We start from the raw sequence: 17387 nt of genomic DNA, 5'->3' as shown, positions 1-17387 counted from the left end.
TAACTAGGCTAGGAGTGAACCGACTAAATGAAAGCCAGCATTTTGGACGATGATTTCAATGAATGGGGTACGGAGGACACACGAACAGAACTGATACGGAAGCTGCAAAGATTGGAGGAGGCACGTTATATCCTGCGTGAGGGAGAAAGGTTACAAGACTTTACCTGTCTGATGCTGCGGCATATTGGCGATCCGGAGCCTGTGCTCCGTGAGCATATCTATTCGATTTTTTACATATGGCTGAAGCGCGATAATAAGTTCTCCTGTGAGGAAATGCGGAAACTTTTGGCTGTTCTAATGGATGACCGGCATTTGTTCTATCGGATTGGAAGCGAGGGTGACCAAAGTGTGCTTACCAGGGCGTTCTCGGTTCTGCCTGTCGCTCTTATTGTGCAGCGGGACAGGAACAATCCATTCTTGACTCCGGATGAGTTCCAGCATCTAAAGCATTCGCTGCTTCGCTACTACCAGGAGGAGAAGGACCTGCGCGGTTATCTGGCAGTCGAAGGCTGGGCTCATGCTGCGGCTCATGGGGCAGATGCCCTGGAGGAGCTGATCCGCTGTCGGGAAAGCGATAATGTGTTGCAGCGCGAGGTGCTGGAGGCGGTTAAAGGGATGCTGCATAACGGTGTGCGGATTTTTGACGAGGAGGAAGACGAGCGCATGGCCAGCATTGTGGACACGATGATTAGCGAAGCACTGCTTCCGCAGCAGGAGATTGCCGACTGGATTCATTGCTTGTCGAAGTGTACGGAATGGCCGGATACGCGCACGCAGAGAATCGCCAGAGTAAACGGGAAAAATTTCGTACGCAGCCTGTATTTCAGAACAAGGGTCCGGAATGACGGAAATAATCTTATTCTTAACGGCGCCATGCTGACGGCTGAAGCTAAATTAAACCGTTTTAATGAGGCTAATTAAGAAGTGCGCTAGAAATAATACATATGGAGGTAATTAAGTTTGAGTACCCACTACTATTTCAGTTGGTTTAATGAATTTTTTCCAGAGAAGCTGGTCCATTGTTTGCAGGAGGATATACAAGACAGACAATCGCTTGTTATGATTAGCGCTGACCCGTCTGGTTATACAGATGAGCCAATTAACTTTGATGATATCTCTGAATGGACATGGCTGAATCAGGCTAATATTATTTTTGATGAATATCATTTCATTGATTACCGCATGCAGAAGGAAGATGCCCGGCGATTCATTCAGAACGCTTCCGTCATTTTTTTATGCGGCGGGTATCCTGGTTTGCAGAAGGATTTCTTGGCGGATTATGAATTAGCGGACATTATTAAGAACAGCAATGCCATTATACTGGGTGCCAGCGCCGGTGCGCTAAACATGTCTGCTCAATGGTTAAGCTTGAATGACACGGACCATGAAGTTGAAACAGGTACTATTTATGAAGGTATGGGCTTTGATCAATTTGCCTATGAATCTCATTCTAAACGGGGCTACGACACGTTTGTTCAAGGCTACCTGTTCCCCTTGTCTGAAGAGATTGATGTCTATGCGGCAGAACAGGAGAGCGCTATACGGGTAAAGGACGGCAAAATCGAAACAATGGGTCCTATATATTTAATTTCCCGCTCAAAGATTCAGAAATTGGTTGAGACGCTCAATACTTGTATAACAACATTCCTAGCAATCTACCGGCTGACACAGTGCAAGCCGCGATGATGCTGAATAGAGTCGCTTAGCAAGCAAAACATAGAAGGACAATAAGGGCACCCTAAGAGGGTGCTTCTTGATTTCGCGCTATTAAAAATACATAGAAAAAACAACAAATGATTTCGCGTTAGAGATGATACGGTGAACCATATCACAAGTAACGGCGAAAAAATTGTGAATTGGTTGGATATGGGAAAAATACAACCTTTGAAATCAAAGTCTAGCAACTGAAGTGCCTCAGCTTGATCTGGAGCCCCTGGCGAATCTAGAAAAACATGTGAGATGGGCAATGTATCGACACCTGACCATATTCACACACCACCTTACCCAACACTTTAACAAGCCACACAAAGGAGAATGTCCATCGTAGGTGTTCTCTTTTTCATTACGCATGATATTCTATTGCCTCTCTTGCTACTTGCTGTGCATAGGCTTTACCCGAGCCGATAGATTGGTAATACGCCGCGCGTCAAAGTATCAATAAGCTCGATCACTACATCATGCTGTCCAACGCCAACGGTGACGGCTTCCTTAATCGATTCTTTGAAAGCTGCTCCGTTATCACTATGGCTCAACCGCTTCTGTATTCGCTTTACAGTCTGACTCACATACATCTATTCCATCTTATCTTCACCACCGTTTTTGAAATTGTATTGGTCTATTGGCATGCTCAATCAATTCATGGCCTCCATCTGCCAGTATGCTTCACCTAGGCCAATTGAATCATAGTAAGCCTGCGTCACATCCTCCATGCGCTGGGTCACAGCATCATGCTGCTCCATCGGGATAAACTCAAGGATAGCTATGGTGATGCAGCTCCATGTTACGGAGAACGTATCACAAGTAACTACAAATTTTATTTAATTTATGGGTCATAAGGAGGAAAAAATGACTGAATTACTAGCTCCAGCAGGAAATATGGAGGCTTTAAAGGCTGCAATTTCTAATGGTTGTGATGCAATATACTTAGGAATGCAAAAATTTGGTGCACGTGCATACTCATCTAATTTTGATTTAGAATCGTTAAAAGAGGCTGTTACGTATGCACACCTGAGGGACGTTAAACTCTATGTTACAATGAATACCATCGTTTTTGAAAACGAAGTTGAAGAGATGAAAGAGCAGATCCACGAATTAAATAAAATCGGTGTTGATGGCATTATCGTACAGGACCTGACTGCTTTCGATTATATCGTCAAAAACTTTCTTGATATGGAAGCACATTGTTCAACTCAAATGGGAATAGACGATTTAGACGGAACTTTATTATTTAAAGAACTTGGTGCTAAAAGAGTTGTTCTGTCCCGTGAGGTTGAGATTGAAAAAGTAAAAGAGATCAAAAGAATAGCTGAGATACCTTTAGAAATTTTCGTTCACGGTGCTTTATGTGTATCTTACTCGGGAAACTGTCTAATGTCAGGATTAATCGGCTATCGATGCGCAAATCGCGGAAGATGTGTGGGTTCATGCCGTAAGGAGTATGAACTAATGGATAAGACAACAGATACGTCTTTAGGGAAAAATTATATTCTATCTACTAAGGACTTAAACACAATCGATTATATCCATGATTTAAAAGAAATCGATTCTTTAAAAATAGAAGGTCGAATGAAAGTGCCTACGTATGTTGCTAATGTTGTATCCAAATATCGCATGGCCTTAGATCATAAAATAACCGAAGAAGATAAAGAAAATCTGAAAAAAACATTCAATAGAACATTTACTAAAGGGTATTTGTTTCACGAAGATAGGAGAAATATTACAAACATCTTAAGACCTAATAACTTTGGTTATGAAATTGGAACAATCAGCAAGATTATTAAAGATACGTATGAAATAACACTTACACGTCCTTTAAATCAGAACGATACCATTCGAATAAGTCACAACAATGAAGATGTTAATTTAACGGTTGCCAAACTGTACGATAAAGAGGGCGAATTAATCAACAAAGCAGATGATGTCTGCTATATCAAAATCAAAGAAAAGATGTCTAAGGGAGATTTAGTATATAAAACGAAGGATTATTTCTATAACAAAGAATTAGAATCATCACTGGAAAAAGAATTTAAGCGGTTTAACCTCGATATTAGAGTATATGCATGTCCAGATGCAAAGCTTTTCATAGATGCGGAGGGCTTAGGCTTTAATTATTCATATGAAAGCGAGGAAATACTAGGCGAAGCCATTAATAATCCAACAACGAAAGACCAAGTAATCAAGCAATTTTCAAGATTAAATGATACGATATTCGAACTTAATCATGTGGATTTTGAGGAATGCAATGCATTTATTCCAGCTAAACTGTTAAATGCAGCAAGAAGAGATATTGTACTGGGCTTATATGACTTAAAGCTTAACAGCCAAAAGAAAAGAACCAAGGCTTTAAAAGCAAAAGAAAAAATAAGCTTTGCCCCTGAAAAACCATACCTTACGGCCGCTGTAACGACTAAGGAGCAGTACGATGCTTGCGTGAGCTGTGGAATTAAGGAAATCTATTTTAAAAACGTTGTTAGAAGAAATCAGATTGATTATAAGGAAAAAGAAGGGCAGCTACTCATCGGAGGATATGGTGGAATTTATCACTACCGAGAAACTAATCCGTTTGTTACGGACTATTCTCTAAATGTTGTTAATGCTACTAGTTGCTATGAATTATATAAATTAGGTGCAAAACGAGTCACTTTATCCTATGAATTGAATAAGAGCCAAATTGAAGATTTAATGAATGCTTATTATGAAGAAAATGACGGCTATCCTGCACTGGAAATGATTGTATATGGTAAGGTTCCTTTGATGTTTACAAAATATTGTCCGATGAAAAAAATGAATCAATGCAGAATTTGCAAAACGAAGAGCTATGAGTTAAAAGATGAGCACGGAACGTTCCCTATCATTTCCCATAATGATTGTACAACGACTCTCCTTAATGGGAAGACGCTTAATCTTTTAGATGAGCTACCAAACATCAAAGGAATCGAGGCGTTGAGATTAAACTTCACAGTTGAATCAAAAGAGCAGGTTGTGAAAGTCATTAATATGGCGTCAGGTAAATTAAAGGGCTCAATGAATAATGCTGTCTTTAATCAGGAAACAGACACAAGAGGACATTTTAATAAAGAGATTGTGTAGGTAGCCAAAGGGATGGTTCTGGCGATATGATGGCGGGAGCGAAACCAACAGCGGCAGCGGTCAGATTATGGCGTACATAAATGCCCGGACGGCAGACTCTGCGATTGGGGTAGGTAGTGAGCAGTATCTGAGAATTGGTCAAGGAGATCATCGCTCCATCAATACACGTTTACTTGGGGTGAGACCGCCATTGAACCAAAATCAAAAAATAACGGTGAAGGGATAGCCTCCCTTACGCCGTTATTTTTCTAGTTGAAATTTTCTTCTCGCTGAAGAGCTGCCTTCAACTCAAGATAGAATAAGCAACCCCTCTGCGGTGTTACGATTATGACTTTTCTTAATCCGTATAGTAGCCTAAGACAAGGTCAACTACGTCCTGGATATCTTGTTTAGTAGACATAGGCGTTCCAAAAGGATTGTTTTTGGCCTCCTGATAGGCCGATTCAAGGGCAGATAAGACCTCACTTAAGTTCGAAGCTGTCACTCCGGTTATACCAGCTAGAGCGAATACTTCTTCGTTAGGAGTAGATCCTTCACTGAAAGGATTCAAATAATCATAGATTGCAGCTAAGATAATTGCCTGATTAGTCTCGTCAACAATCGCTTGAATTTGAGACAATGTTCTTGGAAGTGGTGTTAATCCGGTTTCCAATGCGTATTCGTAGGAGGAAAGGTCCTCTAATGTGACGCCCGTAATACCTGCATTGGCAAAAGTCGTCACATCAACATTCGTCCATGAACCCGAAGCCGATGCAGCATTGATCAAATCCAGTGCCGCTTGCTTCGTAATACCGTCAATAACCGCATTGACGATGGCTTGAATTTCTGAAACCGTCCACGGAGAGCTTCCATCAGAGTCAAGTGCATCTTGAACAGCTGATACATTGGATGTCGTTACGCCTGTAATACCGGCTTCAGCAAAAGTCGTCACATCAACATTGATCCATGTCCCAACAGATGCATTAATCATATCTAGTGCGACATTGGATGGCGCCGGTGTTGGTGTTGGTGTTGGTGTTGGTGTCGGTGTCGGCGTCGGTGTTGGTGTCGGTGTTGGTGTCGGTGTTGGTGTCGGCGTCGGCGTTGGTGTCGGTGTCGGTGTTGGTGTTGGTGTTGGTGTTGGTGTTGGTGTTGGTGTTGGTGTTGGTGTTGGTGTTGGTGTCGGCGTCGGTGTTGGCGATGGTGTCGGCGTCGGTGTTGGTGTTGGTGTTGGTGTTGGTGTTGGTGTCGGTGTCGGTGTTGGTGTCGGTGTCGGTGTTGGTGTTGGTGTTGGTGTCGGCGTCGGCGTCGGTGTTGGTGTTGGTGTCGGCGTCGGCTCCGGCGTTGGTGTCGGCGTTGGTGTCGGTGTCGGCGTCGGCGTCGGTGTTGGTGTTGGTGTTGGCGATGGTGTTGGTGCTGGTGCTGGTGCTGGTGTCGGTGTTGGTGTTGGTGTTGGTGTCGGTGTTGGTGTCGGTGTCGGCGCTATATATTGTGATTTCGCTTCGTAGGCACCGGTAAGCAGCAAATCGCGCGTAGCATTTGCTTTGCCGCCAAACGTACCATCAGCGCCATTGGATAACAATTTAAGCTCCAATGCCTCGGACACATAACCCTGCGCCCATTTGGATACGGTTGTATCGGTACCAGTTTTCGCTTTTGCTTCCGCGTCCTTGCCTAGCACTCGAACCAAGAACGTAGCCAACTGCTCTTTGGTCACTTTGCCAGCCGGATTGTATGTACCTTCGCCATAGCCGTCCGTTACGCCAGCAGTTTTAAGTGCTTCAATGTAGGGCAGCGCATAACCATTGGCGGCATCATTCGCCTTGACGTCACTGAAACTGGACATCTTCAGATCTTTATTGACTTCAATACCCGTAATCAATGCCGCAACCTTTGCGAACTGGGCGCGGTTCATCTCCTCTTTGAGCCCAAACGTCGTATCACTGACGCCATCGAAAATCCCAGCGCTAATCATTGCATCAAACTTTGCCTTCGTCGCCGCATCCAAATCCTTTAGATCAGTGAAGTCTGCCGAAGTCTTCGCCTCAGCATAAACCGTACTGCCAGACGCGCACATTAATAAAACCAGAAATGAAACAAGCCATTTTTTTCTCATAAATCCTTCTCCTCCTTAGACTCTACCGTCTGGGTTAATCGTAAATGCCCCTTCAGACTCATACTTTTCTTGTAACAAGATAATTATCGGCAGAATATCCCCTTATTTTTATATAAAATTTGTTGGGAATTGCGGGTGTACGCTCCCTATATCCGCTGGTTCACCACACTTCCAACACACTGTACACAACAAAAAAACCTGCCAAGCGACTCTCGCACAAGCAGGTTTCCGTAAATAAACAATTGCTTGTATTATCGCAGTATCTTTTTCCGGAAAACAGCAAAATTCCCTCGATTGATTAGGATGAGGAGGTACCAATATTTGTTTTGCCATTATTTTAGGAGTAGGATTATTAAGAACTCGTCATTTATATATAGCTTTTAATGCATTTGGTCCTAAGGAAAACGGAGGTATTGGAAATGGATATCAGGGATAAGGTCGAAAAGTTAAGACAGCTAATGAGAACAAATCAAATGGATGCTTATATCATTCCCAGCTTTGATGCACATCAGAGTGAATATGTAGCAGAGCATTGGAAATGTAGAGAGTGGATATCAGGATTTACAGGGTCTGCAGGTACAGTAGTTATTACCTTAGAGGATGCTGGGTTATGGACAGATGGTAGATACTATATTCAAGCAGAAAAGCAGCTTAAGGGCTCAGGAATCAGATTATTTCGAATGGTGGATCCAGGGGTACCCTTTTATTCGGAATGGTTAGCAGATGTTCTTAATGAAGGAAGCGTTGTGGGCTTTGATGGAAATGTTTTTTCAATTACTATGGTTAAAAGGATGGAAAAAGATCTAAAAGCAAAAAGAATCGGATTAAAAATGAATCAAGATTTAATTGGTGATCTGTGGGAAGATCGACCGGAGATTCCTAAAGGATCAATGTTTACTCATGACGTAAAATATGCAGGCAAATCACGTGTGGAAAAATTAAATGAAGTAAGAAAAGAAATGAAAAATATAGGAGCAAATTATTATATTTTAACCTCCTTAGATGACATTGCATGGCTTTTGAATATAAGAGGGGCCGATGTGCCTAACAATCCAGTTGTAATTAGTAATGTAATCGTAGCAGAACATAAATGTTATTTATTTATTGATTCCTGCAAGATTCCCCCTTTGGTTCAATTAGAACTGGAGGCTGAAGGAATCGAGTTAAAAGCGTATGATGAAATACATATGTTCTTGGGAAATCTTTCGAGCGGAGATACCATTATTTTAGATGCGAATAAAACAAATAGCAGATTATATAACGCCATTAACAGTAATACAAATAAAATTGAAAGTCCGGACATCACAACTAATTTAAAAGCTATAAAAAATGAAGTTGAGATAAAAAATGTGAAATGGTGTGAAATCAAAGACGGTTTAGCCATGGTGAAATTTATAAAATGGTTAAAAAACGTTGTAGATAAAATAGAAATTACAGAGATTACTGCAGAAGAAAGATTAGAAGATTTCAGAAGGGCACAGGAAGGATATGTTGGGCCTAGCTTTGATACGATAGCAGGTTATAGAGAACATGCTGCGTTGATGCATTATAAAGCCAATAAAGAAACGCAATTTACACTTAAGAATGAAGGCCTTTTTCTAGTTGATTCAGGCGGACAGTATTATGATGGAACAACAGATATTACACGAACGATTGTTTTAGGAAAACTTACCGATGAGCAAAAAAGAGATTTTACTTTGGTGTTAAAAGGGTTTATTGCATTAAGCTCAGTGAAATATTTATATGGGGCTACAGGTTCTAACTTAGATGTTTTAGCAAGACAACCAATATGGCAATATGGTCTAGACTATAAGTGCGGGACAGGCCATGGGGTAGGTTTTTTCTTGAATGTTCATGAGGGACCACAAAGCATAAGGAATAATACTAATAATGTTATATTAGAAAAAGGCATGATCATTACGAATGAACCGGGGATATACCTTGAAGGTAAGTATGGAATTAGAACTGAAAATATGATGTTAGTAGTTGACGACGAGAAAACAGAGTTTGGTCAATTTATGAAGTTTGAAACCATTACGTGTTGTCCAATTGATCTAGCTGGTATCAATACAGATATGTTAACAGAGAGTGAAAAGCAATGGTTAAACAATTATCATCAAGAGGTCTATACGAAGCTGGCTCCTTATTTAAATGATGAAGAGAGCGCATGGCTGAGGGAAGAAACTAGGGAAATATAAATGCCCTGCTTTGTTTTGATGATTCTCAATTCTACAATTGACCATTCTTCGGGGAAAGATTCAATTTGTAACAGATCATTTCAATCATGGGTATAACGGCGGAAAAAAGGGAGTGTGCGGACACTCCCTTTGAGCTAACATTGTCTGTTATCAAATAATATGCAAAATATAGAAACCACATAGACCACTTAATTTGCCGTCTTATTGACAAAATCAATCTCATTTCTGATCCCTTTATGGGCGTCATTCCACAGGCCATTTGTCAGGCGAATGCGCAGCAGGCATGTGTTAGGGTCTTCGTCGTTATTGGCTTCGTTATACCACTCGGCGAATATTATGCGCAGCTTTGTCATCATCTCCGCGTTTTTCTCGTCACATACCCAGCCCAGGTTTTCACCGATACCATCGGCCGTAAAGTTTTCGACGATGATACAAACGGCGACTTCGGGGTTTTGGGCGATCTGCTGCATCTTGCCTGAGGTCGCGTAAGTGACGGTGTAGAACGCACCGTCCTCATAATAGGCGTCCACAATGCGGGCGGCGGGACGGCTTTTGCCATTGGCCCCCGGTTCCAGCGCGATGGTGGACAGAGAGATCAGGCCGTCCTTGTTACCCACTTGTTCTTCCAGCAGCTTCATGGCTTCGTCGTACTTGCTCATTATATTACCTCCTAAAGTGTCGTAAGGCATACATTATTAAGCCTATCATTGTAAAATCTTAGTGCATGTGAAGAATAATACGATAAAATATTAAATCGCTATCATAGTCCTCTGTCGACTTAGGTATGGTTCAACTGATAGAGTCTTAAAATAGTACACTTAGCTGTAGTATAAGGTACTCGAGCAGGTGCCCTTCGATTTCGTTCTATAGATGTTACGGTGAACCGTATCATAAGTAGTGGTAAAGCAGCGGCAAGAAATTTCTATTGAAGGGGTCGGGAGATTAACTTGGCTAAAAGCATTCGATACAGTTGAAATTGAAAGTTCATTTTCTGATTTTGTTGAACTTAAGGGTCGAGCGTTTTCCTTTACTATTGAAGATGGTGTTACACAAGTAGAAGATATACACCGAAGATATCGGGAAATAAAGTTTTTTGATAGAATGATTATAGGGGAACGGTGTTTTTTCGGTAACCATACACCTTATATCTTTTGTCCAAATAGGTGTTGACACTCCACTTTGGTTTTTGCTTGCACGTTCTGAATGCTTATGCCGTGGTAACTCTATTTTATAATGAGGTGTTTAATGAATAATCACAATGTAGTAGAAATTGAAACCAAAGAAGATGAAGTTAATGCACTTGAAACGATAACAACACCAGATATTGCTTCTCGAAAAGATATGGAGATGAAATCAACTATTAAAGACAATAAAAATGGAAGGAGACTTATGTCTATAGAAAAAGTTAATATTTTAACAACATGTATATTTTCATTATTGTTGGTTATCGTGGGTATTGCACAGTATTCTACATACAACAGACAAGCTGATATAGCTGCAAATGCAAATAAATTATCCCAATATCAATATAGATTTGAATTTTATGAAAAATTGGAAAATATACAAAAAACTACTGCTATAATAAAGAAAGAGCCGCAACTAGATTTAGAAGAATTTTCTGAGTTGAATTTTGAAATATTATCTCTACTTAGAGAGTCAGAACTGCTTTTTAACAAAGATATATCTCAGAATATAAAAAAAATTTTAACGGAACATATGGACTTTTTAGTAAAGCTAAGCAATGAAGGAATGTATCATGATGACTATACAAAGGAAATGTTTAAATTGAATACGGACTATGGGGATTTTTTAAATAGCGTTAGTTTTAAAAAGTATTTAGATATCAATATAATAGAATGATATGACTATCAGCTAAAACATATATAATTAAAATTTACTGTTGTAAAAAACAACATTGACTAAGATCAATAAACACATTAAATAATAAAGCAATTCTGTGTGTCTAAGATTCAGTTTAGTATCTTGAAAATAGATGAATGCTTTATGTAATAATGAACTGCATTCCCCAAGTTGGCTGAGGACGCGATGCGGCTTGTTCGGTCTGCTATGGGGTTATAAGGGGCGAGAATATAAGGAGTTAAGATAAAGTGTACAATACTAAATAAAATAAGAGTGGTACGTAGGCCAGCAATGCCTCACGTCCCGCTCTTATTTGCTGACTTAGTCTTTATTTTGAATATTCTCATATTCACTCTCTATTATCTTAAAAAAGTCAGAGGGCCGTATATGGAGGGGCGGCCCGAAGCAGCAAATTCATTAGTACTTTCATATAGAACTGACGAGCGAGATCAAAGAAGGGCCATCCCGTGAAGGATGGCCTTAAAACATGCCGCTTCAACCATCTCGGAGAACCTTATCATAAGTAGGGCAAGTTTTCTCAAAAGATTGAACTTAATATAATAGATAATCGAGTTCATCCTTCTTATAAAATCAAATAAATCGTATAATATTCTTAGCATTAATTTTCCATGAAGGGGAAAGATAAATAAAACTGATATAACTTTTGCTGCAAATTAAAAGGCGCAATCTATAAAACAGGCAGAAACTAAAAAGACGCCTTTAGCCAAAATCGTTGATTTAGCATCAATTCGGAGAAAAGAGAGGATTCAAGCGAGGAACATGTGCTTAGGATCTATTACCGGCTCGCAATGCTTGAATATAGGAAATGACTGGGGGGTAAAGATTTGGATCTTGATATTTTTATTGAACAAGCGGAATATATTGCATCAAGTGAATTTCAAAAGTGGAGCGTTGAACATCCGGAGGAAGAGGATATCATTAGAAAACTATCTCATGGTGGAGCTAAACTTTTAGTGGGTCCGAGAGGATCGGGGAAAACTACTTTGATGTTAAAGACATACTACAAATTGTCAGCTAACGGAAATGTGAGTAATCCCAAATCCTCCTTTCCTGTTTACGTTAACTTTAAATCATCACTAAAAATTGAGCCTTTATATAAGCTAAATGCAAATGCTGTATATTGGTTTAATCAATGGATGTTATTTAAGGTTTACCTTGGTTTATACCAATCATTAGAAGATTTTAAAATCGATAGCTTAGGGATGTTAAAATATACAAAGAGTAATGTTGAAAAAATCATTAGTAATATTGAGTTTAGACATGTGGAATTAGTCCAAGATGAAGTGCTTATTACTGTTGAACAAATAGAAGAAGAGATATCCAAGATATTACAAGCTCTAAATAAATCACACTGTGTACTCTTGCTGGACGATGCAGCTCATGCTTTTTCAGCTGAGCAACAAAGAGACTTCTTCGAATTTTTTAGAACAATTAAAAGTAGGATAGTATCTCCAAAAGCTGCTGTTTATCCAGGTGTTACAGTATACTCACCAACCTTCCATATAGGTCACGATGCAGAGGAGATTGATGTTTGGATAAAGCCAGATTCTATAGGATATATTGAATTTATGTTAGGATTATTAGAAAGAAGACTTCCCGAGAATGTTTTCAATGAGTTTTATAAGAAACGGGATCTATTAGAAGTCGTTTGTTATGCTTCATTTGGTATGCCGAGGGCACTGCTTAATATGATTAGAAATTTCTATAAAATTGCTGAAGAAGATGACGATGATTTTACTTATTCTTTTAACAGGAAGGCTGTTAATAGTGCAATTAGCAACAATTTGAAGCAAACATTGGGAGTCTACTCATCTCTAAGGGTTAAACTTCCAACTTATGCTGAATTTATTACAAAAGGTGAGCAATTATTTGTAAAAATGACAGAGCTAATTAAAGACTATAATAAGGATAAAGAAGCAACTTCTCAAAGCGTATCAATAGCAATAAGCAAGTCTTATCCAGTAGAGTTCGGGAAAGTACTAGGGTTTTATCAGTATGCAGGTTTGGTGATGCCTAAAGGAGAAGTAAGTAAAGGACGTGAAGAAGGAGTCTATGAACTTTTTACCATCCATTACGCATCGTTAATTGATAGAAATGCATTTATCGGTAAAAAAAATATAAAAGTTCAGGACTTAGCTCTGTCATTAAGTAAAAGAAGCTCACACTTATTTAAAAAAGTAACACCTCAAGTTCTGCTTGGAACTGAGAAAGTAGGGGATATGTTCCCTCTCTCACTCCCACCATGTCATAACTGTAAAGCCCCTAGGACAGATGAGAATGCAAAATTTTGTCCTAATTGTGGAACTATGTTAAAAAGTGTTTCTATATTTGAAGCTCTAATCTCAAATGATATTGATAAGTTACCTTTAACAACACGGCGGGTAGAGAATATAAAGCTCAATTCAAATATAAGAACTATCAAAGATATATTAATGGATACTGATAATAGTGAGTTGCGTAAAGTACCACGAATTGGACCGGGTTGGACAAAAAAAATATATTCCTACGCAGAGGAATTCATAGTATGAATAGTACTGAGTGGTATAACTCCATTAACCAAGTAACCGGTACACAGAAGATTGAAAATATATTTAATTATATTGTCGAAGAAACATATCCCTTCCCATCGCCCATTGATAGCTATTACTTTTCTCTAAGAGAATTACTTAGGGTTGGGTCTAGGGAAGTACTTGATAAGAACAAGACCCTGGGTCCATTGCTCTTAGTGGGAATAATCTCAGCCACAGAAAATTATTTTAGAGATATATTAGCTAATATCATTAGGATATGTCCATCTGCTCAGGAATCTGCATCTAAGCAAAATATAAACTTAGGCTCAGTAGTTTGGCATGGTACTAGCAATTTCGAAAGAAGTGCTTTTGAGAATACATCCTTTGCTGGTGTTGATGGAATCACAACTGCGTGTAAAAATTTCATAAAGTTTGAATTGAAAAATAATAGCTTAATTTCAGGAATACTTGAGGATTTTGGTCACATTTGTGAGATGCGTCATGGAATTGTACACTCAAATTCTATTCTTTCGGGAAAAAACGCAATAAAACTAGGGGTTCCAAGGAAATTAGGGTCTGTTAAGCTTAAAGTTAGTTATAAAGAATTTCAAGAGTGCGCATCCATCTGTACAGTGCTAGTCGCTAGTTTTAACATAGAGCTTTTTAAGGAGATGGCTAAGAGATGGGCAATTGATTGGAGAAGAAAAATAAGCGTTGATGAATCAAATGAGAAGGAACTTTTTAAGCAGATTTGGGACTTGTTTCTATCTAATATTGATGCCAATGAGAGTAATGTGGCGGTAAAACTAACTATGGAAGAATGTATTGAATCAATAAAAACCCAATTCCAAATATGAACGTTCCTTTCGATAGGAGGATTAATTAGCTTAGTTAATGAGATGATAATTCACAGTGTTAATAAATTATTTCAGTAAGTATTGTAAAGAGGGGAACCTGTGCCCCTCTTTACATCTCTTTTTAAAAGTTGCTTACTCTGAATATGTTTCAGTTCAGAGATAAATCAAAGTATATCTTTATTACTGCTGCTCACCATTTTTAAATATCCCCATAGCAGCAATCACTTCCCGCACCACCCGAGTGATTGCTGCTATTTCTTCTGCACTCTTATTGCTAATCAAAGTCATATGCTCATCGAGCGCCTTTCGGTGCTCGGTCTCATCATCGAAACGAAAAACTTCAATGGCGGGAACTTGAAACGCTGCAATGATTTTTTCCAGCGTCTCTAAAGAAATGTTTCGATCTCCCCGCTCGACACCGCCTATGTAACTGTAGTGAAGCGATGCTGCTTCAGCCAGTTGTTCTTGAGTCCATCCTTTTGCTTTTCTAAGCTCACGTATGCGATTGCCGACGTTTTCTGGTAAATTCATAGGATCACCTCTACATTAAGGTTAGAAGAGGGGAGTCAACCGTTACAGACTACTATAATCAAAAAGAAAATTAATTAAAAAGTACTTATGAGTACTTTTTATATTGACCCTCTGAATCCTGAAATATACAATGAAGGTATAAATGGATAAAAAAGGAGGGTTTTCGCATGCATCTCTCTATCCTCAAAGCCTTTAACCCGGATATTCTTGTTGAAATGCTGAAAACCGCGTATTCGTTTGAAGAATGGAATAAGTTGCTTTATACGGCGGATATCCTGCATAACTATGCTCAGCGTATTTATGAAGAGGGGCAGTATTGCAAGGCGATGGGGCTGACTAGAACCCTAATTAAGATGCAGCATCCGATTGTTTATTATTTTGGGTTTAGTCAGCAGATGCGGGGAATTGCATATCAACAGCTAGGGGATTACGAGCAGGCCAAAGATAGCATTTACAGATACGCAGAACTTGGCTGGTTGGAGGATTTGGGGAAAGAAGGCCTAGAGATCGCTCGTGAATTTCGGTTTTTAGCAAAAGTGAATTTATACGCCGTAGAGATTCTGTCAGGAAAAACAGAACTCCTGAACGACTATGTGCGCTTTGTTCAGACCTATCCGAAGGGAATTCCGGATGGACTGGTTGTAATTATGCAAACTGCGCTGTGTTATGATTTAAATGTGGACGAGCAACTGCGTCTCTTAACTGATGAAATAACAGGAATCAAGTCTGAACAGGATGGAGACGTGCAGTCGAAGTACAGAAGATTTTGTTATCTCAGGGGTTTATATAATAGGAGGACGGCGAAAAATTTTGTTACGGAAAGTTGTAGAGTGTTGTAGAGATTCGGAATAGTTCGACAGAGGGTGTCCCAAAAGGCACTCACGAGGGTGCCCTTTTTGATTTCGCAGAATGGATGTTACGGTGAACCGTATCATTAGCCTAGCAATTGCGCAATGCCGTTCTCCTTTTCCACAAGGGTTTGTGAAATTGCTTTGCATCCTTGATAAGTTCAGCTTATATAGCCTACTTTTTTTGGAGAAAAATTATTGTCTACTGTATTGATTTGGAGTATAGTATATTCCCATGTTGGAAGGGAGAGGTTACTATGAAAAATAGGATTGAATCATTTAGAGGCTCCGAGCATTTTCGGCTGAATTATATCGCTGATAGTGTAATTGCAGCGATTGCAGTTCCGGGTACCGGTTCTTTGGGGAATGCAGCAATCATTGATCTAGGCGATATAACTCTTGTCGTGGATACATTCTCGACAATACAGGCTGCAGAGGATTTGAAAGCTGCTGCAGAGTACCTCACGGGAAACCCTGTATCCTATGTAATCAACACGCATTGGCACAGTGATCATACCTCTGGAAATCAAGTGTTTTTACCTGCGGCTAATATTATTTCAACATCAACTACTCGTGAGATTATGAATACTTTTGCCAGAGACAGGTTAGCCCAATATCGGGAAAACACGGTGCAGATGTATCAGGCTATCAAAGAATTTGAAGAGCAAATACAACAAGAGACGGATGAAAAGTTAAAAAGGGAAATGGCATGGGAAAGTGCTAGTGACCGTGAGTTTATGAAGATGCTACCCAATCTAGTACATTCGCTGCCGACAATAACTTTTGATCAGCAGATGACCATACATGGCAGTAATCGTAGCATTCAACTCATTACCTTTGGTGGGGGACACACGCAAAGTGATGCAATCGTGTACATTCCGGAAGACAAAATTGTCGTAATAGGGGATCTGGTGCTCTCAAAACATCACCCGGTTTTGGCGTATGCAAATCCTCAGGAATGGCTGAATATTTTGGAGCAGGTCGAACTGCTGGATGTAGAAACTATCGTACCGGGACATGGCGAAGTATGCTCTTTGCAAGAACTTCACGAAGTGAAGGGATATATAACCGATATAATGGCAATTGTGGCAGAAGCCGTTCAAAGTAAGAAAAGCATTGATGAGATTGAAGTGCCGGAATTGTATCATAACTGGTACTTTACTACATACTTTAAGACGAATTTGAGTAAGGTGTATGACATGATCACTAAATTAGAGGGTTAACGAAGAATATTCTTTATTGGAAGTGGTTTGATCGTTATTTTAAAATGATATCGCAATATAACGACAAGAGCGGAACACAGGTCAACAGCCTTATGTCCCGCTCTTATTTACATTCACTCGTTCTCTCGCGCTTTCTCATACTCCACCTCAACCATTTTGAAAAAGTCGGATGGCTGGATTTTTAGCCCTTTGCAAAGGTCAAAAATTTTTTTGACGGAAGGTTCGTTTCTGCCAACCTCAATCATGGAAATATAGGATCGGTCGACATTGCATTCATGCGCTAGATCTTCTTGGCTTAAGCCTTGTTTGATACGTATCGCTTTCACCGTTTTACCGATAATTTGCTTAATGATATTGGACGGATCGCTCAAGGAAATTTACCCCTTTTAAGTCCATTATCAATCTGATATAATGGCCACAACAGATAAAGTATTC

14 protein-coding genes are annotated in these 17387 nt (G+C 39.6%); 9 read left to right on the top strand and 5 right to left on the bottom strand.

Annotated features, from left to right (window positions below):
* Positions 1 to 27 precede the first annotated feature (27 nt).
* Positions 28 to 921 carry a DUF2785 domain-containing protein gene (locus MHI45_RS18170; RefSeq protein WP_076111760.1) on the top strand — a complete coding sequence of 298 codons (894 nt, stop codon included), beginning with the start codon at positions 28 to 30 and terminating at the stop codon, positions 919 to 921.
* Positions 922 to 960: 39 nt separating this feature from the next.
* The gene (locus MHI45_RS18165) at positions 961 to 1686 is read left to right on the top strand and encodes a cyanophycinase (RefSeq protein ID WP_076111762.1); all 726 of its coding nucleotides are present in this window, start codon (positions 961 to 963) and stop codon (positions 1684 to 1686) included.
* Positions 1687 to 2111: 425 nt separating this feature from the next.
* On the opposite strand, the gene MHI45_RS18160 is transcribed toward MHI45_RS18165, so the two are convergent.
* Positions 2112 to 2285 carry a hypothetical protein gene (locus tag MHI45_RS18160; RefSeq protein WP_340895849.1) on the bottom strand — a complete coding sequence of 58 codons (174 nt, stop codon included), beginning with the start codon at positions 2283 to 2285 and terminating at the stop codon, positions 2112 to 2114.
* A 280-nt stretch (positions 2286 to 2565) separates the two neighbouring features.
* On the opposite strand from MHI45_RS18160, the gene MHI45_RS18155 reads away from it, so the two are divergent.
* Entirely contained in the window at positions 2566 to 4809 is a 2244-nt protein-coding gene (locus MHI45_RS18155; RefSeq protein ID WP_341119248.1) for a U32 family peptidase, read from the top strand.
* Positions 4810 to 5146: 337 nt separating this feature from the next.
* Here MHI45_RS18155 and MHI45_RS18150 read toward each other — a convergent pair whose 3' ends face one another.
* On the bottom strand, positions 5147 to 6904 hold the full coding sequence (locus MHI45_RS18150) for an S-layer homology domain-containing protein (RefSeq protein WP_341159861.1): 1758 nt from the start codon (positions 6902 to 6904) through the stop codon (positions 5147 to 5149).
* Positions 6905 to 7323: 419 nt separating this feature from the next.
* On the opposite strand from MHI45_RS18150, the gene MHI45_RS18145 reads away from it, so the two are divergent.
* On the top strand, positions 7324 to 9102 hold the full coding sequence (locus tag MHI45_RS18145) for an aminopeptidase P family protein (protein WP_340895857.1): 1779 nt from the start codon (positions 7324 to 7326) through the stop codon (positions 9100 to 9102).
* A 188-nt stretch (positions 9103 to 9290) separates the two neighbouring features.
* Here MHI45_RS18145 and MHI45_RS18140 read toward each other — a convergent pair whose 3' ends face one another.
* Entirely contained in the window at positions 9291 to 9761 is a 471-nt protein-coding gene (locus tag MHI45_RS18140) for a pyridoxamine 5'-phosphate oxidase family protein (RefSeq protein ID WP_340895858.1), read from the bottom strand.
* Between the two features lie 586 nt (positions 9762 to 10347).
* Between MHI45_RS18140 and MHI45_RS18135 the strand changes: the two genes are divergently transcribed.
* The 3 genes from MHI45_RS18135 to MHI45_RS18125 all read left to right on the top strand — a co-directional run bounded on the left by MHI45_RS18135 (position 10348) and on the right by MHI45_RS18125 (position 14350).
* A complete protein-coding gene (locus tag MHI45_RS18135; protein ID WP_340895861.1) occupies positions 10348 to 10962 on the top strand; it encodes a hypothetical protein in 615 nt (204 codons plus the stop codon).
* 845 nt (positions 10963 to 11807) lie between these two features.
* Positions 11808 to 13511 carry a hypothetical protein gene (locus MHI45_RS18130; RefSeq protein WP_340895862.1) on the top strand — a complete coding sequence of 568 codons (1704 nt, stop codon included), beginning with the start codon at positions 11808 to 11810 and terminating at the stop codon, positions 13509 to 13511.
* A complete protein-coding gene (locus MHI45_RS18125) occupies positions 13508 to 14350 on the top strand; it encodes a hypothetical protein (protein ID WP_340895864.1) in 843 nt (280 codons plus the stop codon). The genes MHI45_RS18130 and MHI45_RS18125 overlap by 4 nt, the downstream gene beginning before the upstream one ends.
* A gap of 180 nt (positions 14351 to 14530) precedes the next feature.
* Here the strand turns inward: MHI45_RS18125 and MHI45_RS18120 are convergent, their stop codons facing one another.
* The gene (locus tag MHI45_RS18120; protein ID WP_340895866.1) at positions 14531 to 14881 is read right to left on the bottom strand and encodes a helix-turn-helix domain-containing protein; all 351 of its coding nucleotides are present in this window, start codon (positions 14879 to 14881) and stop codon (positions 14531 to 14533) included.
* A 167-nt stretch (positions 14882 to 15048) separates the two neighbouring features.
* Between MHI45_RS18120 and MHI45_RS18115 the strand changes: the two genes are divergently transcribed.
* Entirely contained in the window at positions 15049 to 15720 is a 672-nt protein-coding gene (locus MHI45_RS18115; protein ID WP_340895868.1) for a DNA-binding protein, read from the top strand.
* A gap of 266 nt (positions 15721 to 15986) precedes the next feature.
* The gene (locus tag MHI45_RS18110; RefSeq protein WP_038598153.1) at positions 15987 to 16952 is read left to right on the top strand and encodes an MBL fold metallo-hydrolase; all 966 of its coding nucleotides are present in this window, start codon (positions 15987 to 15989) and stop codon (positions 16950 to 16952) included.
* Positions 16953 to 17065: 113 nt separating this feature from the next.
* Here the strand turns inward: MHI45_RS18110 and MHI45_RS18105 are convergent, their stop codons facing one another.
* Entirely contained in the window at positions 17066 to 17323 is a 258-nt protein-coding gene (locus tag MHI45_RS18105; protein WP_340895871.1) for a helix-turn-helix domain-containing protein, read from the bottom strand.
* Positions 17324 to 17387: the final 64 nt, after the last annotated feature.

The organism is Paenibacillus sp. FSL H3-0321, from assembly GCF_038002865.1.
Taxonomy (GTDB): Bacteria; Bacillota; Bacilli; order Paenibacillales; family Paenibacillaceae; genus Paenibacillus_AQ.
The sequence above is the reverse complement of the archived record's forward strand: the minus strand, read 5'-3'. Positions and strand labels throughout refer to the sequence as shown.

Excerpts from the sequence above, each read along its gene's own strand:
- MHI45_RS18170 (WP_076111760.1), top strand. The coding sequence starts at position 28 with ATGAAAGCCAGCATTTTGGACGATGATTTCAATGAATGGGGTACGGAG.
- MHI45_RS18155 (WP_341119248.1), top strand. The coding sequence starts at position 2,566 with ATGACTGAATTACTAGCTCCAGCAGGAAATATGGAGGCTTTAAAGGCT.
- MHI45_RS18150 (WP_341159861.1), bottom strand. The coding sequence starts at position 6,904 with ATGAGAAAAAAATGGCTTGTTTCATTTCTGGTTTTATTAATGTGCGCG.
- MHI45_RS18145 (WP_340895857.1), top strand. The coding sequence starts at position 7,324 with ATGGATATCAGGGATAAGGTCGAAAAGTTAAGACAGCTAATGAGAACA.
- MHI45_RS18140 (WP_340895858.1), bottom strand. The coding sequence starts at position 9,761 with ATGAGCAAGTACGACGAAGCCATGAAGCTGCTGGAAGAACAAGTGGGT.
- MHI45_RS18135 (WP_340895861.1), top strand. The coding sequence starts at position 10,348 with ATGAATAATCACAATGTAGTAGAAATTGAAACCAAAGAAGATGAAGTT.
- MHI45_RS18125 (WP_340895864.1), top strand. The coding sequence starts at position 13,508 with ATGAATAGTACTGAGTGGTATAACTCCATTAACCAAGTAACCGGTACA.
- MHI45_RS18120 (WP_340895866.1), bottom strand. The coding sequence starts at position 14,881 with ATGAATTTACCAGAAAACGTCGGCAATCGCATACGTGAGCTTAGAAAA.
- MHI45_RS18115 (WP_340895868.1), top strand. The coding sequence starts at position 15,049 with ATGCATCTCTCTATCCTCAAAGCCTTTAACCCGGATATTCTTGTTGAA.
- MHI45_RS18110 (WP_038598153.1), top strand. The coding sequence starts at position 15,987 with ATGAAAAATAGGATTGAATCATTTAGAGGCTCCGAGCATTTTCGGCTG.